22 protein-coding genes and 1 tRNA gene are annotated in these 25,803 nt (G+C 63.0%); 14 read left to right on the top strand and 9 right to left on the bottom strand.

The window, feature by feature from the left end; translation table 11 throughout:
* The first annotated feature begins 386 nt into the window (after positions 1-386).
* From CNE_RS24430 to CNE_RS24410, 7 genes are all read left to right on the top strand, one after another.
* The gene (locus CNE_RS24430; RefSeq protein ID WP_013952964.1) at positions 387-890 is read left to right on the top strand and encodes a lecithin retinol acyltransferase family protein; all 504 of its coding nucleotides are present in this window, start codon (positions 387-389) and stop codon (positions 888-890) included.
* Between the two features lie 216 nt (positions 891-1,106).
* Positions 1,107-3,122, top strand: a complete 2,016-nt coding sequence (locus CNE_RS24425) for a sigma-54-dependent Fis family transcriptional regulator (protein ID WP_238553090.1) — start codon at positions 1,107-1,109, stop codon at positions 3,120-3,122.
* A gap of 38 nt (positions 3,123-3,160) precedes the next feature.
* A complete protein-coding gene (locus CNE_RS42745; RefSeq protein WP_013952961.1) occupies positions 3,161-3,283 on the top strand; it encodes a hypothetical protein in 123 nt (40 codons plus the stop codon).
* Positions 3,284-3,286: 3 nt separating this feature from the next.
* Positions 3,287-3,679 (top strand): 2-oxoacid:acceptor oxidoreductase family protein, encoded by a 393-nt coding sequence (locus CNE_RS38720; protein WP_013952960.1) that lies wholly within the window; start codon positions 3,287-3,289, stop codon positions 3,677-3,679.
* Between the two features lie 42 nt (positions 3,680-3,721).
* A complete protein-coding gene (locus tag CNE_RS24420; protein ID WP_049800641.1) occupies positions 3,722-4,723 on the top strand; it encodes a DUF6537 domain-containing protein in 1,002 nt (333 codons plus the stop codon).
* Between the two features lie 45 nt (positions 4,724-4,768).
* Entirely contained in the window at positions 4,769-5,692 is a 924-nt protein-coding gene (locus CNE_RS24415; RefSeq protein WP_013952958.1) for a BKACE family enzyme, read from the top strand.
* A 93-nt stretch (positions 5,693-5,785) separates the two neighbouring features.
* Positions 5,786-5,861 (top strand) — tRNA-Met (locus tag CNE_RS24410).
* 56 nt (positions 5,862-5,917) lie between these two features.
* Here the strand turns inward: CNE_RS24410 and CNE_RS24405 are convergent.
* The 5 genes from CNE_RS24405 to CNE_RS24390 all read right to left on the bottom strand — a co-directional run bounded on the left by CNE_RS24405 (position 5,918) and on the right by CNE_RS24390 (position 16,106).
* Positions 5,918-6,436, bottom strand: coding sequence for a hypothetical protein (locus CNE_RS24405; protein ID WP_013952957.1), 519 nt, complete (start codon positions 6,434-6,436; stop codon positions 5,918-5,920).
* Between the two features lie 75 nt (positions 6,437-6,511).
* Positions 6,512-6,658, bottom strand: a complete 147-nt coding sequence (locus CNE_RS39425) for a DUF3096 domain-containing protein (RefSeq protein WP_013952956.1) — start codon at positions 6,656-6,658, stop codon at positions 6,512-6,514.
* 231 nt (positions 6,659-6,889) lie between these two features.
* Complete coding sequence (locus CNE_RS24400; RefSeq protein ID WP_013952955.1) at positions 6,890-7,126, bottom strand: hypothetical protein; 237 nt, start codon at positions 7,124-7,126, stop codon at positions 6,890-6,892.
* A 131-nt stretch (positions 7,127-7,257) separates the two neighbouring features.
* Positions 7,258-7,434, bottom strand: coding sequence for a CsbD family protein (locus CNE_RS24395; RefSeq protein WP_013952954.1), 177 nt, complete (start codon positions 7,432-7,434; stop codon positions 7,258-7,260).
* 122 nt (positions 7,435-7,556) lie between these two features.
* On the bottom strand, positions 7,557-16,106 hold the full coding sequence (locus tag CNE_RS24390; RefSeq protein WP_013952953.1) for a GH36-type glycosyl hydrolase domain-containing protein: 8,550 nt from the start codon (positions 16,104-16,106) through the stop codon (positions 7,557-7,559).
* 405 nt (positions 16,107-16,511) lie between these two features.
* On the opposite strand from CNE_RS24390, the gene CNE_RS24385 reads away from it, so the two are divergent.
* Positions 16,512-17,231, top strand: coding sequence for a Crp/Fnr family transcriptional regulator (locus tag CNE_RS24385; protein WP_013952952.1), 720 nt, complete (start codon positions 16,512-16,514; stop codon positions 17,229-17,231).
* A 51-nt stretch (positions 17,232-17,282) separates the two neighbouring features.
* On the opposite strand, the gene CNE_RS24380 is transcribed toward CNE_RS24385, so the two are convergent.
* The 3 genes from CNE_RS24380 to CNE_RS41080 all read right to left on the bottom strand — a co-directional run bounded on the left by CNE_RS24380 (position 17,283) and on the right by CNE_RS41080 (position 18,329).
* On the bottom strand, positions 17,283-17,534 hold the full coding sequence (locus CNE_RS24380) for a DUF1488 family protein (RefSeq protein ID WP_013952951.1): 252 nt from the start codon (positions 17,532-17,534) through the stop codon (positions 17,283-17,285).
* 144 nt (positions 17,535-17,678) lie between these two features.
* Positions 17,679-17,936, bottom strand: coding sequence for a hypothetical protein (locus CNE_RS24375; protein ID WP_013952950.1), 258 nt, complete (start codon positions 17,934-17,936; stop codon positions 17,679-17,681).
* A gap of 24 nt (positions 17,937-17,960) precedes the next feature.
* On the bottom strand, positions 17,961-18,329 hold the full coding sequence (locus CNE_RS41080) for a hypothetical protein (RefSeq protein WP_148271656.1): 369 nt from the start codon (positions 18,327-18,329) through the stop codon (positions 17,961-17,963).
* Between the two features lie 461 nt (positions 18,330-18,790).
* Here CNE_RS41080 and CNE_RS24370 point away from each other — a divergent pair, with 461 nt between their 5' ends.
* From CNE_RS24370 to CNE_RS39415, 6 genes are all read left to right on the top strand, one after another.
* Positions 18,791-20,551: an ABC transporter ATP-binding protein/permease gene (locus CNE_RS24370; protein WP_013952949.1), complete on the top strand. Its 1,761-nt coding sequence runs from the start codon at positions 18,791-18,793 to the stop codon at positions 20,549-20,551.
* Between the two features lie 399 nt (positions 20,552-20,950).
* Positions 20,951-22,129: a DesA family fatty acid desaturase gene (locus CNE_RS24365; protein WP_013952948.1), complete on the top strand. Its 1,179-nt coding sequence runs from the start codon at positions 20,951-20,953 to the stop codon at positions 22,127-22,129.
* Positions 22,130-22,146: 17 nt separating this feature from the next.
* Positions 22,147-22,305 carry a DUF3309 family protein gene (locus CNE_RS39420; protein ID WP_039008227.1) on the top strand — a complete coding sequence of 53 codons (159 nt, stop codon included), beginning with the start codon at positions 22,147-22,149 and terminating at the stop codon, positions 22,303-22,305.
* Positions 22,306-22,469: 164 nt separating this feature from the next.
* Positions 22,470-22,781, top strand: coding sequence for a BON domain-containing protein (locus CNE_RS24355; protein WP_013952946.1), 312 nt, complete (start codon positions 22,470-22,472; stop codon positions 22,779-22,781).
* Between the two features lie 388 nt (positions 22,782-23,169).
* Positions 23,170-24,465, top strand: a complete 1,296-nt coding sequence (gene cls, locus CNE_RS24350) for a cardiolipin synthase (RefSeq protein WP_013952945.1) — start codon at positions 23,170-23,172, stop codon at positions 24,463-24,465.
* A 281-nt stretch (positions 24,466-24,746) separates the two neighbouring features.
* The gene (locus CNE_RS39415; RefSeq protein ID WP_148271655.1) at positions 24,747-25,253 is read left to right on the top strand and encodes a DUF2141 domain-containing protein; all 507 of its coding nucleotides are present in this window, start codon (positions 24,747-24,749) and stop codon (positions 25,251-25,253) included.
* Positions 25,254-25,474: 221 nt separating this feature from the next.
* Here CNE_RS39415 and CNE_RS24345 read toward each other — a convergent pair whose 3' ends face one another.
* Positions 25,475-25,798: a YdbL family protein gene (locus CNE_RS24345; protein WP_013952943.1), complete on the bottom strand. Its 324-nt coding sequence runs from the start codon at positions 25,796-25,798 to the stop codon at positions 25,475-25,477.
* Positions 25,799-25,803: the final 5 nt, after the last annotated feature.

The following is a 25,803-nucleotide window of genomic DNA, read 5'->3' as shown; positions in this document are numbered from 1 at the left end:
GTGCGTGCCAAGCCTGACGGGCACCGGTGAGCAGCCTCGTACGCGATGGAAATCAACGGGTTGCCCGCATTCCCTGGCCAAACCGCTGGTAGCAGGGCGCTGCTGTCACTGTCCGGATTCCCGACACCCTGCACGGCGGTGTCCGGGAATCGGACGCCCTCTGGCCAGTAATTCAATGCGGTTGTCCTCAGGCAAGCACCGGCTTCAGCCGTGGCCGCATTGACGACTGCCCGGCGCGGATCGCGCCGGGCCTGGGGAAGGGCGCTTGCCTGTCGCTGCTGCGATGCACTTTGGCTTTCTTGTTCTCCACCACGCAGGCCGCTTGCTGCGCTGGCACGCCTTGTGCGCTGGTTCCATGCGAATGACAGCGAAACGTGGTGAAGCTCATGAAAGATTCAACGAAGACAAGTCGCCTGATTGTCGAAGGGCTTGCCGACACGGACCCGGCGATCGGAGCCCATCTCGTCACCGATCGCCTTGGCTACACGCATCATGGCGTCTATGCGGGGAGCGGCAAGGTCGTGCACTACGCGGGTCTGTCGCGGTCACTGCGTCGCGGCCCGGTGCACGAGGTCACGCTTGCGGAATTCGCGCAAGGACGTCCGGTCTGGGTCCGGCAAAGCCCCGGAGCCAGGTTCGCTGGGGTCGAGGCCGTCCAGCGCGCCTACTCCCGCCTCGGCGAGGATCGCTATCGCCTGATTTCCAATAACTGCGAGCACTTCTGTATGTGGTGCTTATATGGCGAGAGCTGCAGCGATCAGATCGAGGTCTGGAAATCCTGGGCAAACGATGTGCTGGCTGCGTGCCGCAACGCTATCAGGCCGCTCGCGCTCAGAGCCTCGCGAAGCGTGCCGGTGGTGCGAGCGGCTTCCCGATTCGGATTCGAGTGAGGGACGTTCGGGGATTCACCGCAAGCCACTGCCTGAACCCGTGCCCTGGCGCGTCGGGAAAGACCAATGTCGCTGTCCGGTTTCCGGACACCTGAAGCCACGATGACCGGAAACCGGACACCTTCTGGTTGCTTTGCTGCAGAGCACAAATCATTCTGAAAAGAGCTTGTTGACTTGGGGATAGCAAGGGCTTACGGTTACTGCAGTCAACGGATAGTGATCGCCCCGATGCCATCTTCACATTTCGGCGCCCTGATCCCCCGCATCGGCGACGAACTGGTTGTGGCGTCGGCTTGGGAGCGTTTTCTGCAGGACCAGCCCCTGGAAGCGAAGGGGGTGCGAAGCGTTGTCCTCGCATCCTGGCAGCGATGTCGGTCCGAGGCCGTTGATCCTGCCAAGCACTCCGCACCGGGCGCAGCCACCGAACATGTCCGCCAGTTGCAGCGGCAGAGCCGGGATCTGTGCGATGCCGCGCGCCCGGCACTCGAGGGCCTGCGCGAGATCCTGCGCGAATGCGGTACCCTCATCATGCTCTGCGACCCCGGCGGCACCATTCTGCAGCTCAATGGCGAGACCCGGGCGCGCAGCGTCGGTGAGAGGATCAACCTGGCCACCGGCGGCTGCTGGAATGAGGACGTCATCGGTACCAATGCCATCGGCACCGCCATTGCCACCGCCGCTCCGGTTCAGATTCATGCCAACGAGCATTTCTGCCTGGACGTCAAACGCTGGACCTGCGCCGCGGCCCCCATTTTTGACCCCTTTGGTCGCACCCTGCTGGGCGTGGTGGATATATCCGGCGTCAAGGAAACTTTCCATGGCCACACCCTGGGCCTGGTGGTGGCTGCCGCCAGCCAGATCGAATGCGAACTGGCCCGCCGCAACGTTGCCCTGCACGAGCGTCTGCTCACCCGGTCGATCGATCATTTCATCCGTTACGCCAGCGACTACGTTGTGCTCGTCGACAGCCGCGGGCGCATTGTCCGTACCAACGGCAATGCGCAGGCGGCGCGGGAGAGCTATGACGTGCGGCTGCCCTGCGAAGTTGGCGGGCAGGTGCCAGGACTCGACCTGACACTGCCCGATATCGACCGGTGTTGCCAACGCCCGCAATGGCTGCGATCCGAATGGCTGCACCCCATCAAGGACCATGACGGCATGCTGGGTACGATGCTGGTGATCCCGCTCGGGGCGCGCCAGCATCGACCCGCCGTATCGCTGCCCATGGCCACGGCACCGATGGCAGCCAACGATGCATTTGGCGAGATCATCGGGACCAGCGAGGTGCTGGAGGCGACCAAGGCGCGCGCGCGCCGTATCGCCCCTCTCGACCTGCCGGTACTGCTGCTGGGCGAGACCGGAGCCGGGAAGGAACTCTTTGCCCGGGCGTTGCATCGCGCGGGAAATCGCCCCGAGGGTCCGTTCATTGCCGTCAACTGCGGCGCTTTCACCCGTGAGCTGCTGGCCAGCGAACTCTTCGGCTATACCGATGGCGCCTTTACAGGCGCCCGCCGTGGTGGCCTGGCGGGCAAGTTTGAGCAGGCCGACGGCGGTACGCTGTTTCTGGACGAAGTCGGCGAGATGCCGCTTGAAATGCAGCCCCACTTGCTGCGCGTGCTGCAGGATGGCGTTGTGGTCCGCCTGGGCGATACCCGCGAGCGGCGCGTTTCGGTGCGCATCGTCGCTGCCACTAACCGCGATCTGCAGAAGGAGATCGCCGCCGGGCGCTTCCGCGAAGACCTGTACCACCGCCTCTGCGTCGTCAGCCTGCTACTGCCGCCGCTGCGCGACCGGCCTGGCGATATCGAGGCAATCATTGCGCATCTCAACAGCAAGCTGGCGCGCAAGTATGGCTGTGCGCCCAAGCAGCCTGAACCCGCCGTGTGGCAGGCGCTTCTGCGCTACCGCTGGCCGGGCAACATACGTGAGCTGCAGAATGTGTTCGAGGTGATGTTCGCGCTCAGCGAAGGCCACATCATCGATACGTCTCTATTACCCCCGAGCATCGCGCAGACGCCAAAGGACTCGGTTTCCACCTCGCCTTCAATGGCTGCCCCGCCCGGTCGTCTTGAGGAAATGGAAAGACAAGCGATACTCGATGCGATCGCGAATTCCCACGGCAATATTTCCATGGCCGCCAGGACGCTGGGAATTTCGCGGAGCACGTTGTATGTCAAACTGGCCGCAATCCAGTCCGACCTTGGCAGCTCAGGCCGGCATGTAGCGGTTTGATTGAGCCGCGGCGTGACATCCTTGCGCTGCTTCGGCCAGTGGATTCTGCGGCACTCCATGCCACCACGCCGGGCTACGCCGAACTAGAGATCGAACCGCTGGAGACGCCGCTGGGCCGCAAACGGCAGATCAACCAGTCTTCGTGCAACAAGGACCTGTAGTGCGTGCGCGGCTTCTGCCCCAGCTTTGCCACGCTCGATGGCGCCAGGCCGCGCCGGCCACAGCGCGGCAAGGACGGCGACCTGACGATTCCCGCGCTGCCGGACGTTGAGATCCCCGGCGATTTCGCGCCGACGGCAATCCTGGTGGCGGGCATCGGCGGCACTGGCGGGGTCACCATCGGCGCGGTGCTGACCATGGCGGCGCACCTGGACGGCAAGGCCGGCAGCTCGCTCGACGTCACCGGGCTCTCGCAGAAGTATGGCGCGGTCGGCTCCCACATCCGCATTGCGCCGCGCGCCGAACTGCTGCACGCCGCGCGCATCGGCAGTGCGGAGACCGATGTCCTGCTGGGATGCGACCCGATTGTCGCCGCGGGCGCGGACGCGCTGTCCTGACTGCGAGCGGGACAGGCGCGCGCCTTCGTCAACACCGGGATCGTGCCCACCAGCGACTTCACCAGCCAGCCGGACTGGTCGGCGGATGAGGCCGGCCTGAGGCAGCGGTTGAGCGGGGCGCTGGGCGTGCGCGCGGAGTTCGTCGATGTGGCGGCGCTCGCGCAGCAGCTCCTTGGCGACGCCATCCTCTCCAACATGCTGCTGCTCGGGTATGCCTGGCAGAAGGGCGTGATCCCGGTGCGGCGCGCGGCGATGGAGAAAGCCATCGAACTCAACGGCGTGGCGACCGGCACCAACCACAAGGCATTCACGCTGGGTCGATGGCTGGCGCACGACCACGCCGCAGTGCGGCGCCTGCAGGCGCCCGCGCAGGTGGTCCAGTTCCTGAAGAAGGCCGACGGACCGCTGGCCGAACTGATCGAGGACCGGGCCCGGAGCCTCGTCGACTACCAGAACGCGGCGCTGGCCACGTGCTACCGCGCACGGATCGAGGTAGTGCGCCGGATGCTGGCGGGCCGCAGCGATGCGCACGCGCTGCTGCGGGAGGTGGCAACGCAGTACTACCGTGTGCTGGCGGTCAAGGACGAGTTCGAGGTGGCGCGCCTGTATTCGCCCCCGGCGTTCATGCAGTCCTTGCGCGACGGCTTCGAGGGCGACTTCAAGGTCAGCTTCCATCTCGCGGGTGGCCCCTTCGGCAAGCTGGACAAGGTGACGGGGAAGATCGGCAAGACCGCCGTCGGGGCGTGGGTCCGGCCCGCGTTCCGCCTGCTGGCCGGTGCGCGCTTCCTGCGCGGCAGCCGGCTCGATCCGTTCGCGCGGGGCGCCGAAGCCCAGCTCAATCGCCGCGTGCTGGCGGCCTATGAGGCAGACCTTGACCTGCTCGGGCACGCCGCGGCGCAGTGGCCGACCGAACGCTTGCAGGCCTTGCTTGGCTGGCCAGCCAGCGTGCGCGGTTACGGCCACGTGCGCGAACGGCTGGCGCAGGCGGGCTTTGCCATACGGGACCGGGCACGCGAGGAGTGGGGCGGCGATGCCAGCCGGTAGCGACAACGGCATCCGTGCGATGTCATCACCGAAAGCGGAAACACCATGAACAAAGTCATCATCACCTGCGCCATCACCGGTTCGATCCACACCCCGTCCATGTCGGCCCACCTGCCGGTTACGCCGGATGACATCGCGGCAAGCGCAATCGACGCCGCGCGGGCCGGTGCCGCCATCGTCCACCTGCACGCGCGCGATCCGGCGGACGGGCGCCCGTCGCAGGACCCGGCACTGTTCCGCCGGTTCGCGCCAACCATCAAGGCGGCATCGGACGTGGTGATCAACCTGACAACCGGCGGTGCGCCGACGATGAGCGTGGAGGAGCGCCTGCAGCCGGCACTGCAATTGCGCCCGGAAGTCGCCTCGCTCAATATGGGCTCGATGAACTTCGGACTGTACGAATTGCTGGACCGCTTCAAGGCATTCCGACACGACTGGGAACGGCCTTATCTCGCGCAAAGCTATGACGGCATCTTCAGGAACACCTTCAAGGATATCGCCTACATTCTTCAGTCCTGCAGCGAGAACCAGACTCGCTTCGAGATCGAGTGCTACGACATCGGGCACCTGTACACGGCCGCCCATTTTCTCGATCGCGCGCTGCTGACGCCGCCGCTGCTGATCCAGTCCGTATTCGGGCTGCGAGGCGGCATCGGCGCGCACATGGAGGACTTGATGCATATGCGCCGCACGGCGGACCGGCTGTTCGGCAAGGACTATGTCTGGTCAGTGCTGGGCGCCGGCCGCAGCCAGATGCCGCTGGCGGCGATCTCCGCGGCGATGGGCGGCAACGTACGCGTCGGGCTGGAGGACTCGCTGTGGGACGGACCCGGGAAGCTGGCCGACAGCAATGCCGCGCAGGTCCTGCGCGTGCGCAGTGTGATTGAAGCGCTTTCGCTGGAGGTTGCCACGCAGGAAGAGGCGCGTACGTTGCTGAAGCTCAAGGGGCGGCAGAATGTTGGATTCTGAACGCAAGGCGCCGGAGGGCAGGGAGTGAGCAATCTGCACAGTTTTTTTGGGTAAGGGGTATCCAGGTGCCGCCAACCAGCGTATAGTTCGCCCCGCGGGGTGGAGCAGTTGGCAGCTCGTCGGGCTCATAACCCGAAGGTCGCAGGTTCAAGTCCTGCCCCCGCAACCAGATTCGTCCAAGCCCCGCCGGAGCCATCCGCGCGGGGCTTTTGCTTTAGTTCACGCTCAGGTCCAGTGCAGATGTGGCAGGAAGTCGCCGTGCTCGTCAATGCCGACTCCACCCATCTCGTATAGCAGTGTCTTGATCGTTTCCTTCTCGGAAGATTTGCATCCGACGATCATGATGATTTCGTCCTGCGACAAGAGTGCGGCGGCCCGCGCCAGCCGCTGTCGCGGCAACATTGAGCCCAACAACGCACCAAGGAGCCAGCCACAGACGCCGAAGGCCACGAAGCCAAGGCCATAGGTGGTAAGGCCGCTCAGCGGGGCGGAATGGTCGCCGTAATACCCTGCCAGCGCCAGGCCAAGTATTGCAAAGCTGGCATAGCCGGCGATCGAGCCTTCATGCCGGAAGGTGGTGTGCGTGGCGTCCGCACCTGGAAAGCTCTCGACCGGAAGCAGGCCCAGGCCCACGAACCAGGGGCCAGCCACATGGGCAGGCGCACGCACGAGGGGAAGCAGTTTTGCCCAGCCGTTACGGGCGGAAGCGGCATTCTTGAAGCGAAGACAGAGCAGGGTACGCATGATGTATCTCGACTGGCCGGCCGTGCTGATGCCCGGAAGGGGACATCCGGAGCGAAGCTGGGCCACCGCTTCCGCTCAGCGCAGATGTCCGCCAAACAGTCCCAGCAGGCCGATGACGATAAGGTAAATGGCGACGATGTAGTTGAGCAGCCGCGGCATGACAAGAATCAGGATGCCGGCGATCAGCGATATGAGAGGACCAGCGCTGGTGATGATGTTCACGATGACTCCATGGGATTGGCGTGCTCACGCAGTATTCCTCTGCCAGCGGCAGGAGGCTGTACAGCGTCCTAGTCTGGAAATGATTCAGCGTACGCCAATGCGTATGTGAATGCGGTACGACAGCGTACGGAGGCGGCGAAAAGCGTGCCGATGCAGGGGACCATGCTGCGCGCGGCGATAAGCGTTGCTGTCCGTTTGAGGAGTGCCGTGCTGCCTGCCTCGGCAACAACATCAGCCGAACACGCGCGATTTCAGGTCGTCCTCGAAATCGACCGTCCATTGCGCGCCCAGGTTTCCGTTGTATTGGCGGATTTCTCTCCCGAAGCCTACCGAGACGGTGCGGCCGCCTGCCGCGTCTTCAACTGCGGTCACGGTAAATCCGTCGGGTGCAACGCCATTGCGCAGGCAGGTCTCGCGGAAAGCCTCCTGCTCCATCGGAGGGAATTGATTCAGCATCGTGTCCAGCATGGGTGTCTCCTGGCGTCGGCATGTATCGAGGGAAAGCCGAATCGGGAGAAGGCGGCCAGCTGACTGGCCGCCTTTCCCATCCCCGCCGGGGCTGCGCCGGTTCGGGTGCTCGCCCCTCTCTCCGTATTGCTCTATTCCGCCTTCTTGATATCCGCCTTGACGTCGCCATACGCTGCCTGCGTCTTGCCGATATCCTTCTTCAGGGTTCCCGCCACTTGCGTTTGCCTGTTTCCAGTCATCTTGCCAAAGGCTTCCTTGACTTTCCCGGCGGCCTCCGTGACCCGGCCCTTCACTTGATCCTTGTTCATGATGTATTCCTCTTCATTGGTGTGTCCTGTTCAAAGCGTAGTTCGGATGGGATCTCGCGTCGGTCCGGTGCCGTACGCTTGACGAGGCGCCGGTACGGATTGATTGACCGGATACGGGGGAGCTAGACCAGGACCAGCAGCGTGTGCTCGCCCCCATCAAGCGGGACGCCAGCCTGGCCGTCCTTACAGGGGATGCTGACGCCGTCAAGGAGCGCCTGCGAGACACCGTCGGCGCGGTGCAATGACGTTTCCACGTTGATCTCATAGCGGGTAGACGCCACGTTCACTGTGGCCTTGAAGCCTGGCCACGAGGCCGGAATGCAAGGGGCAACGACCAGCCGCCCGCCCTCGATCCGGATCCCCAGGATGCCCTCCACCCCGGCGCGATACATCAATCCCGCGGCACCCGTGTACCAGGTCCAGCCGCCTCGGCCGATGTGGGGCTCCACCGAGTAGACGTCGCCCGCCACCACATAGGGCTCGACCTTGTAGCGCCCGACCGCTACGGGTGTCAGCGCATGGTTGATCGGGTTGAGCAGAGAGAACAGTTTGACCGCCTTGTCGGCCTCGCCGAGCCTGGCGAATGCGAGGACTGCCCACATCGCTGCATGGCTGTATTGCCCGCCGTTCTCGCGCAGGCCGGGCGGGTAGCCTTTGATGTAGCCGGGATTGAGGGCGCCTTTGTCGAAGGGTGGTGTGAACAGCAATGCCAGCCCGTCGTCGCGGCGCACCAGGTACTTTTCCAGCGATGCCATCGCGGCACGGGCACGAGTGGGATCGGCCGCGCCCGACAGCACGGCCCATGACTGCGCGATGGCGTCGATACGGCATTCCTCACGGTCTTTCGAGCCGAGCCAGGTGCCGTTGTCGAAGCTCGCGCGGCAATACCAGTCGCCGTCCCAGGCGGCACGCTCCAGCGCCTCGCGCAGCAAGGCCGCATGCGCGCGCCAGCGGTTGGCGCGCCCGGCATCGCGGGTCTGCGCCAACGGTGCAAACATGGCGAGGGTGCGTGCCAGCAGCCAGCCCAGCCAGACGCTTTCGCCCTTGCCGCCCGCGCCGACGAGGTTCATGCCATCGTTCCAGTCGCCGCCGCCAATCAGCGGCAGCCCGTGCTCGCCGGTATGCGCAATGCAGCCGTCGATCCCGCGCGCGCAATGTTCGAACAGTGAGGCTGATACATCCGAGACCATCGGCTGGAAGAAGGCGTCGGCCTCGGTGGGGCCCAGCAGTTGGCCCTCCAGGAACGGAACCGTCTCGTCCAGCACGCCGGTGTCATCCGAGCTGGCGATATAGCTGGCGGTAGCGAACGCTAGCCACACGCGGTCGTCGGAAATCCGGGTCCGCACGCCTTGCCCGGAATGCGGCAACCACCAGTGCTGGACGTCGCCTTCGACAAACTGCCGCCCGGCGGCGCGCAGCAGGTGCCGCCGCGTGGCGTCGGGACTGGCAAGGGTGAGCGCCATATGGTCCTGCAACTGGTCGCGGAATCCATAGGCCCCGCTTGCCTGGTAGAAGGCCGCGCGCGCCCAGATGCGGCAGGCCAGCGTCTGATAGAGAAGCCAGCCGTTGAGCATGATGTCCATGGCGCGGTCCGGTGTGCTGACCTGTACCGCGCCAAGCAGGCGCTGCCAGTGCCGGGTCACTGTCGCCAGTACGGCGTCGAGATCTGCCTGGCGATAGCGCGCAATCAGCGCGCTGGCCTCGGCGGCCGAGGCGCATTGTCCGATGAACGAAGCGACTTCAACGGTTTCGCCGGCCGCCAGCTCGACCTTGCACTGCAAGGCCGTGCAGGGGTCGAGGCCAGCCCCGGTCGTGCCGGACAAGGGTGCCTTGCCGAGCAGCGCCGCGGGCGCGTCCGGGCCGCCATTCCGGCCAAGGAACTCGGTACGATCGGCGGTCCAGGCGGTCTGCCTGCCGCCCAGATCGGCAAAAGCCACGCGACCCGCAAACGCCGTGCTCCACGGGTTGCGGACCAGGATGGCGCCGGTGGCCTGGTCCGGCGCCGTCGTGATAAATGGCGCCGAAGCCCCCCGGGAGGTACCAAGCACCCATTCCGTATAGGCCGTCACGGAAAGCCGGCGCGGGGTGCCGGAGAGATTGCGCAGCGTCAGCCGCGAAATCTTGATCGGATCGTCCAGCGCAACGTACTGCAGCAGCGACAGCGCGATCCCATCGGCATCATGGGTGAAGCAGCTGTAACCGTGGCCATGGCGCGCCGTGTAGGTGCCGTTGTCCCGGATCGGCTGCGCGGTGGCGCTCCAGACCTGGAAGCTGTTCTCGTCGCGGATATAGATTGCCTCGCCACATGGGTCCGCGACAGCGTCATTGGACCAGGGCGTCAGCTGGTTGTCGCGGCTGTTCTCTGCCCAGGTGCAGCCGCTGCCGCTGGCCGACGCGTGGAAGCCAAAGCCGGGATTCGCCATCACGTTGATCCATGGGGCGGGAGTCGACCGCTCGGCGTTCTGCACCACGACATATTCCCGGCCGTCCCGGTCGAAGCCACCCAGGCCGTTGAAGAACTCGAGCTCGGCTGGTGCCGGCACTGTCGGCAGTGACGGTGGCGCGCGCTGACGGCGCCGGGCCGGTACGGCAAGCGGGGCCGCCGCGCCGGGCAGTCGGGCTAGCTGGTCCGCGATGGAACCGCGTCGGGCAATCAGCGCGACGCGCGCGACCGACTGGAGCAGGGCGCGGGCTTCGGGAGTCATCATGTCGGCACGCAAGGTATAGACCGATCCGCGCACCGCTTCCTCGCCCGTCTGGCTTTGCGAATGGCTGCTGCGAACCGCGGTCTCGATCGCCATCTGCAGGTCCTGGATATAGGACGAGGCGCGCTCGTTGACGATGACCAGATCGACACCAAGCCCCTTCATGCGCCAGTATTCGTGGGCGCGCAACAACTGGCGCACCTGGACGATGTCCTCGATCTCGTCGATGCGCAGGAGGACAACCGGCAAGTCGCCGGAGATCGCCAGCGGCCACAGTCCCGACTGCGGACCCGCGCCGCGCAGGATGGCGTCGGGCGGGGCCCTGAAGCGGGCATCGGCGTAGAGCAGCGGGGCTGCGAGGCGCTGGAAGTCGGCCGCTTCCGCCGCGTCGACGTCAAGGTGGCGAAGCTCGACCTGGGCTTGCGTCCAGGCCAGGGTCTTGGCCCGGTCGAAGGCGTTGCGGTCCTGGTGCTTGTCGATCAGGTCCAGCAGACCGGCGCGCGACGACGCAACGACGGTCCAGAAGGCCACCCGCGCGCTGCCCCCGGGCGCAATCCGCACGCGCTGCCTGAGCGAGAAGATCGGGTCGAGGACCGTACCGACCGTGTTCGAGAGCGGCAGTCCGGCTGTGACGACTGCACACGCGGCGGGCGTGCGGCCATCTTTCAGGAAGCGTGCGCGGTCTGACTCGTACTGCGGATCGGCGACAAGCTCGCCTTCCAGCACGCTGAAATGGGCAGCCCACACCGGCGGCTCCCCGGGCGAGCGCGGGCGGCGTGTCGCGGTCAGCGCACCGGACTCGGGCAGGTGTGCGGTCTGGATGAACATCCTGGAAAAGGCCGGATGCGCGTCGTAGGACGCGCGCGCGGCGAGCACGACTTCGGCATAGGAAGTGAGCTCGATCTCGCGTGGGCGGCGCCCGTTGTTGACCAGCGATACGCGGCGGACCTCGCCGTCGTCCTCGCCGGAAACCAGGACTTCCAGGATGGTTGTCAGGCTGCCGTCGTGCCGGACGAACTCGGCGCAATCTTCGGCGAACACCACTTCGCCGCCGCGCTCGCCATCGGCCGCCATCTGCGCGCTGGCAGACCAGGTGGTGCCGCTTTGCGTATCGCGCAGGAAGATGAAGGAGCCCGAATCGTCGCGGGTTGCATCTTCCCGCCAGCGCGTGACGGCCAGGTCCCGCCAGCGGCTGTAGCCCATTCCCGTGGTGGTCAGCATCACGGTGTAGCGTCCGTTGGACAGCAGATGGGTGACGGGGTTGCCAGTTGCCGGCGCCGTGAAGCGCCGCACCGCAGCGTCCTGCGGCTGTACCGCGGCCGCCGAGACCTTCACTTCCTCGGCGCGGGGGTGCGCCACGGCGACGTTGCGCGGCATGCGTTCCTGCAGCAGCAGTTCGCAGGCCTGGATCATCGGCTCGCGATGGAAGCGCCCGCGCATGCGGCCGTCGTCGAGGGCGTTGGCGATGGCAACGATGGTCATGCCCTGGTGGTGCGCCATGAAGCTGCGCACGATGGCGACCGTCTCGCCCTCGGCCAGGCGTGCGCGTGTGTAGTCCAGCGCCTCGTAGAACCCGTAGCGTCCAAGGGCGCCGAGTTCGGCCAGGCGCCGGTAGTTGTCGCGTGCGGCCTGCGGATCGACCATGGCCGCCAGCCCAGTGGCATAGGGGGCGATCACCGCGTTCTCGGACAGGCCCCGCTTGAGCCCCAGGCCGGGGACGCCGAAGTTCGAGTACTGGTAGGTGAACTCCCTGTCGCGGGCGTTGTACGCAGATTCGGATACGCCCCAGGGAATCCCCAGCGACTGCCCGTAGCCCTGCTGGCGCGCAACCACCAGGCGCGCGGTCTGCTCGAGCAGGCTGCCCGCGGGGGCGCGCATCACCAGCGACGGCATCAGGTACTCGAACATCGAGCCCGACCACGAAATCAGTGCCGAGCCCTTGCCAAGTGGTGTCGCCATGCGCCCCAGCCGGAACCAGTGCGGGGTCGACACATCGCCCTTGGCAATGGCGAACAGGCTGGCGAGCCGCGCTTCGGAGGCGAGCAGGTCGTAGCAACTGACATCGGGCCGGTTGTCGGCAAGCGAATAGCCGATCGACAGCAGCTTGCGCGCCGGATCGAGCAGGAAGGCAAAGTCCATCGCCAGCGCCAGTTCGCGCGCAGTGTGGGCGAGCACCGTCAGCCTGGCGGCCAACGCCTGCGGCGCTTCAGCCTGCTGCAGCTGGTCGCGCTCATGCTCGGTGACGGCGCGCTGCAGCGCACTGGCCCAGAAGGCCAGGTCGGCAACAGTGTCATCGTCGGCGGCCGGCTCGATGTCATGCGCCAGCGTGACAACCTTCTCCGTAAGTCGCCCGAGCGCCGGTGCCCGCGTCGCCCCTGCCGCCATGTCGAGTGAGCCAGCGAGCATGGTGTCGATCTCGGCCAGTAGTCCGCCGAGCTGCCGTCCGGAGGCGCTGTGTGCGAGGGGCAGTGCAGCCAGGGCCTCGCTTGCCAGGCGCGCAGTGTCCGCCAGTCCGTGGCAGGGATCTGGCGCAGGGGAGGTCGTCCATTCTTCGCAAGCGTTGGCGACCACGATCAGGTGCGCGGCGAGGTTGCCGCTGTCGACCGACGAAACATAAGCGGGATGCAGCGCCTGCAGGCCCAGCGTCTCGTACCAGTTGTGGAAGTGGCCCCGGTAGCGCGGCAGCTTGCGCATCGCTGCGAACGCCGCTTCCATGCGCTCTACCGTTTCGGTGGTCCCGGCCCAGCCGAAGTCGCGCGCGGCGATGGCCGACAGCAGGTAGAGCCCGATATTGGTCGGCGAAGTCCGGTGCGCCACCACGGGCCTGGGCGTCTCCTGGAAGTTGTCGGGCGGCAGCATGTTGTCCGCTGGCGTGACGAAGGTCTCGAAGAAGCGCCAGGTGCGGCGCGCGGTGAGGCGCAGCGCAAGCGCGTCGGTCGCCGGCAGGGCAAGCCGGCGCGCAACGGCCGGCGCACGGCTGGTCCACAGGGCAAGGGCTGGCGCCGTCAGCCATAGCAGGGCAAAGGGCAGCACGAGCGGCAATGACGATGGCAGCAGCCCCACGCCGGCGGCGGCCATCGACAGCGCGAGCAGCGTGCCGCCGGCCATCAGCCGGTAAAAGCCGGCCAGGTCCAGCCGCGGGCGCGTGGCGGACTGCGCGGCCGTGGTCCAGTCGAGCAGATGGCGGTGCGTGAAAAACAGCCGCGCCAGCGTTCTGGCGATGGCGTCACCCGTGCGCCAGGCCTGGTCGGGCACGAAGGCCAGCCCCAGCAAGGTCTGGGTGGCGGCTAGCCGCAGGTCTGCGAGCAGCGCCTGCACATGGTTGCGCAGGCGCATGCCGCTGCGGTGCCGCAGACCGGACAAGATGCCCGGCAGGACGGCCGGAATGGCAATGGCAGCCAGCGGCAGGACAGTCGCCAGCAGCCCCGCCGGCCAGGGCAGGAACCAGCACAGCACCAGGCTCAGGAGCAAAAAGGGCGCGAGCAGCGAGCGGCGCAGGTTGTCCAGCATCTTCCAGCGGCCGATGGCCGGTACCGCGTGGATGCCTTGGTGGTGCCCGAAGATCCAGCCTAGCAGTTGCCAGTCTCCGCGCGTCCACCGATGCTGTCGCCTGGCCGCCACGTCGTAGCGCGGAGGAAACTCCTCCACCACCTCGACGTCGGAGGCCAGCCCGGCACGGGCGAACACCCCTTCGAACAGGTCATGGCTGAGCAACGCGTTCTCCGGGACCCGGCCGCTGAGCGCGGCTTCAAAAGCATCGACATCATAGATGCCCTTGCCCGTAAAGGATCCCTCGCCAAAGAGATCCTGGTAGACGTCGGAGGCGGCCGCCGCGTAGGGGTCGATGCCGCCCGGCCCGGAGAAAATCCGCTGGAAGAGCGACCCCTCACGGCCGATCGGCAGCGAAGGCGTGACACGCGGCTGGAGAATGCCATAGCCGCCCACGACGCGCTGCCGGGCCGCATCGAACCGTGGCCGGTTCAGCGGATGGGCCATCTTGCCGATCAGGCGCAGCGCGGCGTCGCGTGGCAGCCGCGTGTCGGCGTCGAGGGTGATGACGTAGCGCACACCGGCCGGCACCCGCGGCGCCTGACCATCGACGGCGACGTAGCTCGTGTCGGTCGCGCCGCGCAGCAGCCGGTTCAGCTCGAGCAGCTTGCCGCGTTTGCGCTCCCATCCCATCCACCGGCCTTGCGCGGCATTGAAGAGGCGCCGGCGGTGAAGCAGCAGGAAGCGGTCGCCGGCCGGACCCGGGCCATGGCGTTGGTTCAGCCGGGCGATCGCCGCGCTGGCGACGGCAAGCAGGTGGGCGTCGGCAGGCAGCACCTCCTGGTCGGCGTCGACGCCATCGGTCAGCAAAGCAAAGCTCAGGTCGCCGCCTGCGCCGGCGAGGTGGTGCACCTCCAGCCGCTCGATCTGCTCGCTCAGCTCGGCCTCGCCGGTCAGCAGCGTTGGCACGACCACCAGCGTGCGCAGCGAGGGCGGAACGCCCGCCTTGAGCTCCAGGCCGGGCAGGATCGTCGCACCCAGTCGCCCGGCAAGCGCGCGATTGACCAGCGTTGCAGCGACCTCGCTGGCCGGTACGATCCAGATCAGTCCCAGCAGGACAAGCCAGCCGGGCGCCAGGCTGGCAGCCGGCAAGATCCATAGAGCGAACGCCAGCAGGCCGGCAGTGGCGAGCAGGAGTGCGCCGACGTAGCCGCCGATGCCCAGTTGCTTGCTGAAGCGGCTGATCCACAGGCGGGGCGGGGCGCGAAACCCGATGGCTCGTTCGAGCGCACAGCGGCCTGGGCCGATCAGGTGATAGCCCGGATCGGCCTGATGACCGGCCTCGGTCGCGTCGACCCTATCGTCCACCTCACCCGCTGAGGACGCCGACATTGGCGTGGCGCTGAGCGCCAGATCGGCAACCCTGAGTTCCGGGCACGAGGCACCGCGCGCGAGTTCCTCGATTGCGTTGCGGTACAGGTTGCGGGTCGGAAAATCCATCCCGGCAAAAGCGCTGCCCGCGCGCAGCCGCGCGTCGACCAGGCTGACGCTCTCGAACCACTCGGCCCAGTCGATATCGGACATCAGCCGCATGCTCGTGATGATGTTGCGCACCGTCACGTTGGAGGCGCCTTGCCGCTGCTGCGCGTGCAGCACCACCTCATCGACCGAAGTACCCTGCAGCCCGAGGCGCTTCTCAAGCCAGCCCAGTGCCGGCATGGTTCTCGGGTCCTGGTCGCGCAGGCGCCTGGCGAGTTGCGCGGCGAACAACTCGGACAGCGGCGCAGCAGGGCGTGCGGCAATATCGGTTTCGAGTGCCGTGCGGGCGCCCCCTGTGGCCAGCAGCCGCACGGCCAGCGCATCCGCATCGGCGCGGGCAACCCGGCCGGCGGTGATCTGCCCGGTGAGCCTGCGCAGGTTCTCGACCAGGACAATGCGCAGCGTGATCGCAACCGCCCACAACTCGCCGATCGTCAGCGGCTGGACGCGCTGATAGGCGGCGATAAAGCGGCGCAGGATGTCGGGGTCGAGGTAGCTGTCAGTATGGGCGACAAAGGCCCAGGCCACCCCGAAAACGCGTGGATAGCCAGCGAATGGCCCGTCGGCGAGCTTGGGCAACTGGCGATAGTAGCCGGGGGACAGGTCGTCCCGGATCTCGCGGATCTGCTCCTCGACGATGTGATAGTTGTCGAGTAGCCATTCCGCCGCCGGCGCCACCTCGGCGCCGCCTTCCACCTCGGCAGCGCTCGCCCGATAGGCGGCCAGCAGGACAGTCGCATTGTCGCTGAGCCGGCTGCGCAGGGATGGCACGCGTGGCGGCGATGCGGTTACCGGCTGGGCGGCGGCGAGGCTTTGCGCGTGCTGCTCCAGCCGTTCTATGCCGAACAACTCCTCCCGTACCGGCGCCATGCTGTCCCATGGTGGCGGCACGGAGGGCGCGCCAGATGCGTGCAGCATGAATGAGAGGTTCAGGTTCATGGACGGGACATTGCTCGGTTCCGGAAGCAAAAAAACGCCGTGGCACCGTTGTTGCCGCGGGAACTTTCGTCAGCCACGGCCTTGTTTCACGAGGCTAGAAAGAGGCGCACCGCTGTGAAATATGAGCCAGGGTGCGGAGGAATGCCGTCCGCAGGCGTACGGATCGGGGCATTTATTCCATTGCAGTCAGATCGCCCGAGCGGGCAGGGGGCGAAACCCGAGAGCGCCCATCCGCGGAAGTGGGCATGACTTGCAGTGCACTCTTGTCTGGCATTTGCCTTGTCTACCCGCTGACCTATATTGACAAGGGCAAGTGATCCTCTACCGTCCCGTAGTCTGGGCGCCAAGCCTTGGGCAAGGTCGGATTCACTGATATCAACCTGTTATGAGCGGTGAGATGCAGTCATGAGCGTCACGCACGATCCGAAGTCCAATCACCTTCTCGCTGCACTGCCGGCTGTCGACTGGGAGCGCCTCGCACCACACCTGGCGCTGGTGGAGCTGCCGCTGGCCCATGTCGTCTACGAGTCAGGAGATCAACAGGGCTACGTCTATTTCCCGACCGATTCGATCATTTCACTACTGTACGTGATGGAAGATGGGGCCTCCGCCGAGATTGCAATCGTGGGCAATGAGGGGATGGTAGGGATTGCCATTTTCATGGGGGGCGAAACGACCCCGAGCCGCGCCATCGTGCAAAGCGCCGGGCACGGATACCGCCTGAGCGCAACGCTCCTGAAGCACGAGTTCGTGCGGGGCGGATCTTTGCAGCGCCTGTTGCTGCGCTATACCCAGGCCCTCATTACCCAGATGGCGCAAACCGCGGTATGCAACCGCCATCACTCCATCGATCAGCAACTGTGCCGATGGCTGCTGCTGAGCATCGACCGGCTGCCCTCCAACGACCTGACGATGACGCAGGAACTCATTGCCAACATGCTCGGGGTGCGGCGCTCCGGCGTGACCGAGGCCGCCTTGAAACTCCAGGCCGCCGGTCTGATCCGCTACAGCCATGGGCATATTGCTGTACTCGACCGGGTGGGGCTGGAAAAACGCGTATGCGAATGCTACGCGGTCGTGAAGCGGGAGTTTGATCGCTTGTTGCCTGACCTGTCTGCGACTTGAGTGCAAAGGTTGGGGCACCTGGCACGCTGCTCTGCCTGCAAGCCGCCGCCATTACGAAATGGTGTATGTATTGCGCGCGCCCGGCGTATATATATTTTTTGCCAGCAACAATATCCGCTCGCGATGCCGGTCGAATGTAGCCAGAAAGGCAGCTTCTTCGGAAGCCACCTCCTGACTCAGGCGCAAAAGGAGATTGTCAGAGACTTGAAATGCGACCTCGCGGGCGTTGTCGTAGCCCCAGAAGCATACGCAGTGCCGCGCCGCATCGTAGCTGCGGCTGGGGTTGGGGAAATTCAGTGCCATGGTGGACTCCTACGATCCAGTGATGGCACGCCGGGCGCTCCTTGACTACAGGCATCCGCACAGCGGTGCTACCCTAGTATGCGCCGGTTTCCTGATCCGAAGCGGGGTTTCGATCACTGCGCGAGCTGAACAGCGGAGTAGCCGCTAAAACGTCGCAATGTCGTTACGTGCCTTTGCCTCGCCGTAATCAAGCGCAGTATCAATGGTTGGAAAGTGTTCCGTACCGTCTATCAGCTCATAGGACTGTACGCTCAGGAGACCATTCCTGACCGGCCGCCCGTCGGTACGCGCAATCGAATAGCGCACCGTATACCCGATCGCAACTGCAGGCGCGGCAGGATCGTATTTTTGCTCCACTTCGATCGAAACCTGATGGTCACCGACAGTGACACGTCGTTGCATGACTGTCCCCTTTCCTGATGGGCTCTAGTTATTCGATCCTAGTACACGAAGAGAGCCACGCGCAGGAGCGTGGCGGCCCAAGAGAAGTCTCCACCAGGAATTGGACGTCCCGGCTCCTGCTTCTCCAGTCGGGCAAGCGCTGGCTAACGGGGCATCGACGGCCTTTTTTGCTGTGCGCAGGATTGTGACATCGTCATAGTCGCCGGGGGCGTCGATAATTTCACGGGGCAGACCGGCAGGGTAGATGACAGAAAGAATCTCATGAATTGCATTTTCGCTGTCAAACGGGCCAAGCCGGCAGATACACGTCGTTGGATCAACCTCCGCAAAATACCAATTGCGGGGGCTGTCGTGAAAAATGACGATGACGGTAGTGGGGTAATCTGTTGGCATTTTCCTCGCCTTTTCAAGAAGGCCGGCACGATATCCGAAAACCCCCGGAAACAGTCACTTCAAATCGACATAAAAGGTCCAGTCAAAGAGACCGGCCACTCACGCGATTAGTCCGGCCTCTTAATCCGGAAGGAAAATAATGGTGTGTTGCCCGCGAGCAATGGTACACGGATATCCCGTGCATCCAATCGGCCGCGAGCACTGCATCGGATTTATATATAGCTCACACTTGAGCCGGGTGCCGTCCGCTAGCGCACAGTTCGGATAATATATTTTCCTGTGGCCAGATCCGGTCAAAAACTCAGTGCATGCGGCTCTCCTATTACCGGACGATGCCTTTCCTTCGTATCACCTTCTTGCTGAGCTATATTTCAATAGTGATCTTCTGCCGTTCCGCAGTGTTGCCCGCGCCCGGATCAATGTGACGAGTATGTAATCCTTTCTGTTCTGGGAGTTGTGACATGAGCGTGGTTAACGATCCGAGGCCGCACGGCAGTCCAGCGTCTGCGAACAGTATTGACGCTTCCAGCCGTCATCTGTGGACTCGATTCTGGGCCATTGCAAAGCCTTACTGGTTCTCCCGGGATAAATGGACGGCAGCTGGTTTTCTTGTTCTGTTGATACTGTTGCTGCTGGGGCAAACCGAAACCAATGTACTGTTCAACGAGCAATCCGGGGAATTTACATCGGCATTGGCGGCAAAAAATGTTGATCGTTTCTGGACCTCCATCGCAAAGTGCATTTACATTCTGATTCTGGCGGTGCCGATCTATGCATTTTATTATTATGTTAGAAACAAACTCGGCATTCGCTGGAGACGCTGGCTGACCAATCACTATCTGGACGGATATTTCAAGGACAGGATTTTCTACAAACTCAATTCAGATGCCACGACAGATAATCCGGATCAACGGATGACAGAGGACATCAATACATTTACGCAGCAGTCTCTATATTTCCTGCTGGTCAGCATGAGTGCACTGCTGCAACTCATTGCGTTCAGCAACGTCCTGTGGTCGATCTCCAGGTCGCTTGTCCTCTTTCTTGTTCTCTACGCCGTCGCTGGCACCTCGATATCGATATATTTCTTCGGGCGGGTCCTGATTGGTCTGAACTTTTATCAGTTAAAGCGGGAGGCGGATTTTCGATTCAGCCTGATCCGAGTTCGTGAGAACGCTGAGTCTATTGCGTTCTATCGGGGTGAAGCCCGGGAGTCTTTTCATGTGCGGGGGCGTTTTGAACAGGCCTTCCGCAACTTCAACAAACTCATCAACTGGCAACTGAATCTGAATTTGTTTCAGTATGGCTATGGCTTCCTGACCATCATGCTGCCCAGCGCCATTGTCGCTTCGCGCGTGCTTTCGGGCGAGCTCGAAGTCGGTCGCGCCATCCAGGCTGCCGGCGCGTTTGCGGCCATACTGAGCGTATTGGCTGTGATCGTTGACAACTTTGAAAACCTGAGCCGATTTGTGGCGGGGTTGGATCGACTGGACACATTCTCAATCTCCCTGACCACGAAGGCGGCAGCATCCCCTACTGCGGGGGGCGCGATCAAAGCCATGCAGGACTCCCGCCTGGCGCTATCACATGTCACCTTGCAGACGCCGAATCATGAGAGGACGCTGGTCAGGGACTTGACCGTGTCGATCAACCCGGGGGAGGGGCTGCTCATTGTCGGTGCCAGCGGAGGTGGGAAGAGTTCTCTGATGCGCGCGATCGCGGGCTTGTGGAGGTGCGGCACGGGATGCATCATGCGGCCCAAGCCGGACGAAATGTTGTTTTTGCCGCAACACCCTTACATGGTGGTCGGCAGCCTGCGCGACCAGCTGCTATATCCGAACAACAATGATAGGGAGATATCCGACGAGGAACTTCTGTTGCTGTTGGAGATGGTCAACCTGCCGGATATCGTCGGCAGATTTGGCGGGCTGGACGCGGAGCTGGATTGGGGCAAAGTGTTGTCCGTTGGAGAGCAACAGCGCCTCACAATCGGGCGTGTACTGCTCGCAAAGCCGCGCTATGCCATGCTGGATGAGGCTACTAGCGCCTTGGATATTGGCAACGAGGAAGGTCTGTACTTGCAGCTGGCCGGCATGTCGACGACGCTTGGCAGCGTCAGTCATCGACCCACACTCCTCAAATATCACCACCAGGTTCTGGAGCTGCCCGGGGACGGGAGATGGCAACTGCATCCAACCAGAGACTACCGCTTTGACTGGTAGTGCCTCCCAAGAATCCGCTTCATCCGGCCAGGGCAAACTGCGACGCGCAGACCCTGCAGGCCGTACCACATGCCACCTTGCCGCCGCCAGCCATCCAATGTGGTGTTGACCGTTACCGTACAGACGTTTCCGTGTCGTGTGTGACAAAGTGGCACTACCCCTGCGAAAAGCCATGGGCACCTCCCATGGTATGTCCGTGCGGACAGATTCACATCGCGCCTACTGCTCATGCAGGGGAATAGTTCAAGGAGCGCATTATGAATAACATCATCTGGCTTGTCGGAGCCGTCGTCATCATTTTGTTCGTGCTTGGATACTTCGGATTGAGATAGCGCTTTCTGGAGTTCGGACAGATCTCTGAGGCTTATCGACGCCGAAACTGTTACAAAGGAGCCGGCGATGCACCTCGGCTTTCTTAGTCTCCCCTGGTGGGGTTACGCGCTTGTGACGCTGGGCTTGACCCACGTCACCATCGCGTCGGTCACGATCTTCCTGCACCGTCACCAGGCTCACCGCGCCCTTGATCTGCATCCCATCGCCAGCCACTTCTTGCGCTTCTGGCTGTGGCTGACCACCGGCATGGTGACCAGGGAGTGGGTGGCGATCCATCGCAAGCACCACGCCAAGTGCGAAACCCCGGAAGACCCGCACAGCCCGCAGTTCTACGGCATCTGGCGAGTGCTGTTGGAAGGTGCCGAACTCTATCGCAGTGAGACCAGGAACGCAGCAACGCTGCAGAGGTATGGACACGACACCCCGGACGACTGGATTGAGCGCAATCTTTATGCGAAGCACGTCGGGCTAGGGATCGGCATCATGCTGGTGATCGACCTGTTGCTGTTCGGCCCGATCGGACTGAGCATCTGGGCCGTGCAGATGCTGTGGGTCCCATTCTTCGCCGCGGGCGTGATCAACGGCATCGGCCACTACTGGGGCTACCGCACGTACGCGCCAAATGACACTTCCACGAATATCGTGCCGTGGGGCATTCTGATCGGCGGCGAGGAACTGCATAACAACCATCATGCCTACGTCAGCTCAGCCAGGCTGTCCAGTAAGTGGTGGGAAATTGACCTTGGTTGGGCGTACATCCGCTTGCTGGTGGCGCTCCGTCTTGCCAGGGTACGCAGGGTGGCGCCAAAGATCCGCTTCAATCCGGCCAGGACAAGCTGCGACGCGCAGACCCTGCAGGCCATCTCCACGCACCGCTACCACGTACTGGCAAAGTTCGCCAGCACCCTGCGGAAAACCGCATTGGGGGAAATCCGCACCCTGCGAGCGCGTGCCCTACCGGGTCTGAATGAGGCCAAGGCGAAGGAAGCGCTCAAGCACTGGCTACAAAGGGAGGCGGGCGCCCTACCGGCGCGTGAGCGCGCAGTCCTGCACCAGGCGCTGCATGCCAGTGCGTTGCTGCGCACCGTCTACGCGATGCGCCAAGACCTCACCGCGATGTGGAGCCGCTCTGCCATCCCGGAGGAGCAACTGGTCAAGCAGCTGGAAGACTGGTGCCGGCGCGCCGACCAAAGCGGAATCCGTGCGTTGCAGGAGTTTTCCAGGAAGCTCCGCTGCTATTCCTGACTGTTGGGAGACATGAAATGACATTGGGAACAATACTATTGATCGTGCTCATCTTACTGCTGATCGGCGCGTTCCCAGCCTGGCCGCACAGCCGGGGGTGGGGCTACGGTCCCAGCGGCGGTCTTGGGCTGGTGCTGGTAATCCTGCTCGTACTGTTGCTGATGGGCAAGATATAGCGCGTTGCGCCGCGGTCGCGCTACTGACGCCGTTCATGAGACAGCGAGATCCACGTTTTCTTTTTTTCAAGCAATAGAGCTTGCATTCGGGGGGGGGGGACTCTCGACTCGGATCGAACTTCGAGAGGGATTTTCGCATTGTCATTCATCTGGAGGGCCTAGCCATGACATACCTAAACCGTCTTTCCGCCTTTTTCCTAACCGTCCTGATGGCCTTCTCCCTGGGGTGCGCATCGACGCCCAAGCAAGAAGGGACTGGAGAGTATGTCGACGACACGGTCCTTACCACGAAAGTAAAGGCGGCAGTTTTGAATGAGCCGACCTTGAAGTCCGCCGAAATCAACGTCGAAACCTTCAAAGGTGTTGTCCAACTGAGCGGCTTTGTCAGGTCCCAGGCCGACGCCAGCAAGGCAGTCGAGGTTGCACGTGGCGTCAAGGGGGTGAAGTCGGTCAAGAATGACATGCGGATCAAATGACAGTCGCTGGCCGCGAGCGATTGCCGGTCTGCGCCTCACGTCCACCGGTGAGAGCGCGGTCCGTTGCCACGCGTAAGTGATCACGCGATGGAGTCGCCTCAAACCAGTCGCCTGATCGCAGGCAAGGCTGAACCGGTTCGTCGCAACCGAACGGGGGGGCGTCGCGTAGATCACGCTACACGGTGAGCTTGGTCGGAAGCGGGTGAGTGGGCCCTACCATGACGCAGTTGGCTGGTCGGACTCCGAGAGATATTTGCAATTGACGGAGGCAGCCTTGTTTCTTGAGTGGATTCACCGGTGCGATTGGCTGGGCAGGGCTGCGGGATGGCTGGCTATCTCGCTTGTCGTCACTGGCGGATGCAGTGTGCTGCCGACCATTGTCCCGGATATGAGGAGCCGCCCCGACCAGCCCGTTCAACTCGGGGGCGCGCACGGTCCGCTTTCGGCCCAGCAGAGCAAGGAAATTCTCAGCCGCCTCAAGAGCCACAGCGATGAAACCAACATCTTTGATCGGCATCTGGCGCTCGAAGCGGCCATCGTCGGCAGCCCGTTGGTGGTGGGTAACAAGGTGCTTCTGCTGCAGGACGGTCCGGCCACGTTTCAGGCCATGTTTGCCGCCATCCGCAGTGCGAAAGACCATATCAACATGGAAACCTACATTATCGAAGACGATGCGGTAGGGAATCGCTTTGCCGATGCGCTCATTGAGAAGCAGGCCCAGGGTGTACAGGTGAATCTCATCTACGATAGCGTGGGGGCGATCAACTCACCGAAGGAGTATTTCATGCGCCTTTCCGACAGCGGAATCAAGGTGCTGGAGTTCAATCCGGTCAACCCACTGTCCGCAAAGAAGGGGTGGGAGGTCAATCAACGCGATCACCGCAAACTGTTGATTGTCGATGGTCGGATCGCCTTCCTTGGCGGGATCAATATCAGCAGCGTCTATTCCAGCGGATCCTTCCGGCCCCAATCCAAGCGTCGGCTCGATGGAAGTCCTCCCTGGCGCGATACCCACCTGAAAGTGGAGGGGCCGGTGGTCCGCGAGTTTCAGAAGCTGTTTCTGGAAACGTGGGGTAAGCAAAAAGGGGAACCGCTTGCGCCGAGGAACTATTTTCCACAACTCGGTAATACAGGAACGGAGGTCGTGCGCGCCATCGGCAGTTCGCCTGATGAGCCCTACAGTCTCATCTACGCGACACTGCTCTCGGCAATCGGCAGCGCGGTAACCAGCGTATATTTGACCAACGCATATTTCGTTCCCGACCCGCAGTTGCTAGCCGCGCTCAAGGATGCCGCATCTCGTGGTGTTGATGTCAAACTCATCCTCCCGAGCAAGACCGATTCGTGGCTGGTGTTCTTCGCCGGACGCTCCTTTTACGAAGAGCTGTTGCGCTCCGGCGTAAAGCTCTACGAGCGGCGTGACGTACTGCTGCATTCGAAGACAGCGGTTATCGACGGTGTCTGGTCCACCATCGGATCGACCAACCTCGACTGGCGCAGCTTCTTGCACAACGACGAGGTCAACGCCGTCGTCCTCGGGCAGGAGTTCGGGGCGCAGATGCAAGCCATGTTCGAGGTGGATCTCGCCGCGTCCAATCCCATCACACTTGAACAATGGAACGACCGTTCGATCGGTATGCGTATGAAGGAGATGACCGCGCGCGTGTGGGCTTACTGGTTGTAGATTGCATGACTGGTATGCCCGGAAGATAGGGGCGGCAGCCCCTGGCCGGCACCGATGTGGCACCGGCTCTCACGTCGTCATGTGTGCGGGCTATGCTCGGTCTGTGGGAGTTGTCCGACGCGAGTTTCGGAATTTTGACTCTGACGCGAGGCATGCAAGCGATGTTGCGTCGCCGATGTGCATACTCTGGCGCATCGAGGCGTGATGGTGGCGGCCTGCGCCGCCGGCGGTGTGGCTGCGACCGCAACCTCGCCAAGGGTCTGGTAGTGGCGAGGAAAATCATGATTGAATCAACTGATCCGAAGGCTCTGGCTTCCGTTGCAGACAATATCCCCATGAACCGTACGCCGAAGACGGCTCGATACGCAACATGGTTTGCGGTACTGCTGTGTTCAGCTTATCCATATCCCGCCTTTTCGCAATCGGTTCATATACAGATTCTAGGCATTCGAAGCAGCACAGGCATGGTGGCCTGCACTCTCTTTGAATCGCCAGTCGGATTCCCTGCAGACTATCTGCATTCAGCGAGGAACATCATGTCAGTAAGGGTTAAGAATAATCAAGCGCAATGCAATTTTGAAGGAATTCCGCCGGGAACGTATGCCATAGCCGTCGCACATGATGAGAATATGAACGGCAAGCTGGATACCAACGGGCTTGGCATTCCTGCCGAAGGATATGGTTTTTCAAACAATGCAGTAGGATGGCTCGGCGCACCATCGTTTTCCGACGCCAGCTTCTCCTACGATGGGGGGAACTTGAATTTGACGATTAGATTGCATTACTGAACACGATTTTTTTATAATGACACCTTATATGCAATTACTTTTTTCGATTGCTGCCTTCCAGTCCCTCAAAAGTTCGGCCATCCTAATTGACGCCAGATTAGTTAGATCCAAAAACCCTCTGCCGAGACTGATTACGGCAACTGGGCCATATAATTAGAATTGGTTCTGACCGGATATTCACCAGAAAGCGGGCGAGATCGCATTCGTGCTTCCGCTGAGCACTACTTTTTTATCCACTGACCTTCAGGAGTCTTGATGAAGGATCCTGGCGCCGCTTTTTCGATGGCTTTCTGTCCCGCCAGGATCGCCACTTGCTCCAGGGTGGCACCGTTCTTCTTGGCAATGGCGTCGTACGCCGCGCGGCGCTTCGCATTGATATCCGCGGCAAGCTCCACTGCGTCCGGGGTCGCCTTGACAACACCCAGATAACCATCCGGTTGCTCCCCCACGAGCCCCTGTGACTTGGCACTATCCAGGCCCAATGCCATGACCAGCGCACTGCCAGACAGCAGTAGCGCCGCCATCAATCGTGTCGCCATTTTCATGGTTG

The sequence above is a fragment of the Cupriavidus necator N-1 genome (genome assembly GCF_000219215.1).
In the GTDB taxonomy this organism is placed as follows: Bacteria; Pseudomonadota; Gammaproteobacteria; order Burkholderiales; family Burkholderiaceae; genus Cupriavidus; species Cupriavidus necator.
The sequence above is the reverse complement of the archived record's forward strand: the minus strand, read 5'-3'. Positions and strand labels throughout refer to the sequence as shown.

Bases quoted from the DNA above. Each gene is read 5' to 3' on its own strand.
- CNE_RS24430 (WP_013952964.1), top strand. From the start codon at position 387: ATGAAAGATTCAACGAAGACAAGTCGCCTGATTGTCGAAGGGCTTGCC.
- CNE_RS24415 (WP_013952958.1), top strand. From the start codon at position 4,769: ATGAACAAAGTCATCATCACCTGCGCCATCACCGGTTCGATCCACACC.
- CNE_RS24405 (WP_013952957.1), bottom strand. From the start codon at position 6,436: ATGCGTACCCTGCTCTGTCTTCGCTTCAAGAATGCCGCTTCCGCCCGT.
- CNE_RS24400 (WP_013952955.1), bottom strand. From the start codon at position 7,126: ATGCTGGACACGATGCTGAATCAATTCCCTCCGATGGAGCAGGAGGCT.
- CNE_RS24395 (WP_013952954.1), bottom strand. From the start codon at position 7,434: ATGAACAAGGATCAAGTGAAGGGCCGGGTCACGGAGGCCGCCGGGAAA.
- CNE_RS24390 (WP_013952953.1), bottom strand. From the start codon at position 16,106: ATGAACCTGAACCTCTCATTCATGCTGCACGCATCTGGCGCGCCCTCC.
- CNE_RS24385 (WP_013952952.1), top strand. From the start codon at position 16,512: ATGAGCGTCACGCACGATCCGAAGTCCAATCACCTTCTCGCTGCACTG.
- CNE_RS24380 (WP_013952951.1), bottom strand. From the start codon at position 17,534: ATGGCACTGAATTTCCCCAACCCCAGCCGCAGCTACGATGCGGCGCGG.
- CNE_RS24375 (WP_013952950.1), bottom strand. From the start codon at position 17,936: ATGCAACGACGTGTCACTGTCGGTGACCATCAGGTTTCGATCGAAGTG.
- CNE_RS41080 (WP_148271656.1), bottom strand. From the start codon at position 18,329: ATGCCAACAGATTACCCCACTACCGTCATCGTCATTTTTCACGACAGC.
- CNE_RS24370 (WP_013952949.1), top strand. From the start codon at position 18,791: ATGAGCGTGGTTAACGATCCGAGGCCGCACGGCAGTCCAGCGTCTGCG.
- CNE_RS24365 (WP_013952948.1), top strand. From the start codon at position 20,951: ATGCACCTCGGCTTTCTTAGTCTCCCCTGGTGGGGTTACGCGCTTGTG.
- CNE_RS39420 (WP_039008227.1), top strand. From the start codon at position 22,147: ATGACATTGGGAACAATACTATTGATCGTGCTCATCTTACTGCTGATC.
- CNE_RS24355 (WP_013952946.1), top strand. From the start codon at position 22,470: ATGACATACCTAAACCGTCTTTCCGCCTTTTTCCTAACCGTCCTGATG.
- cls (WP_013952945.1), top strand. From the start codon at position 23,170: ATGAGGAGCCGCCCCGACCAGCCCGTTCAACTCGGGGGCGCGCACGGT.
- CNE_RS39415 (WP_148271655.1), top strand. From the start codon at position 24,747: ATGATTGAATCAACTGATCCGAAGGCTCTGGCTTCCGTTGCAGACAAT.
- CNE_RS24345 (WP_013952943.1), bottom strand. From the start codon at position 25,798: ATGAAAATGGCGACACGATTGATGGCGGCGCTACTGCTGTCTGGCAGT.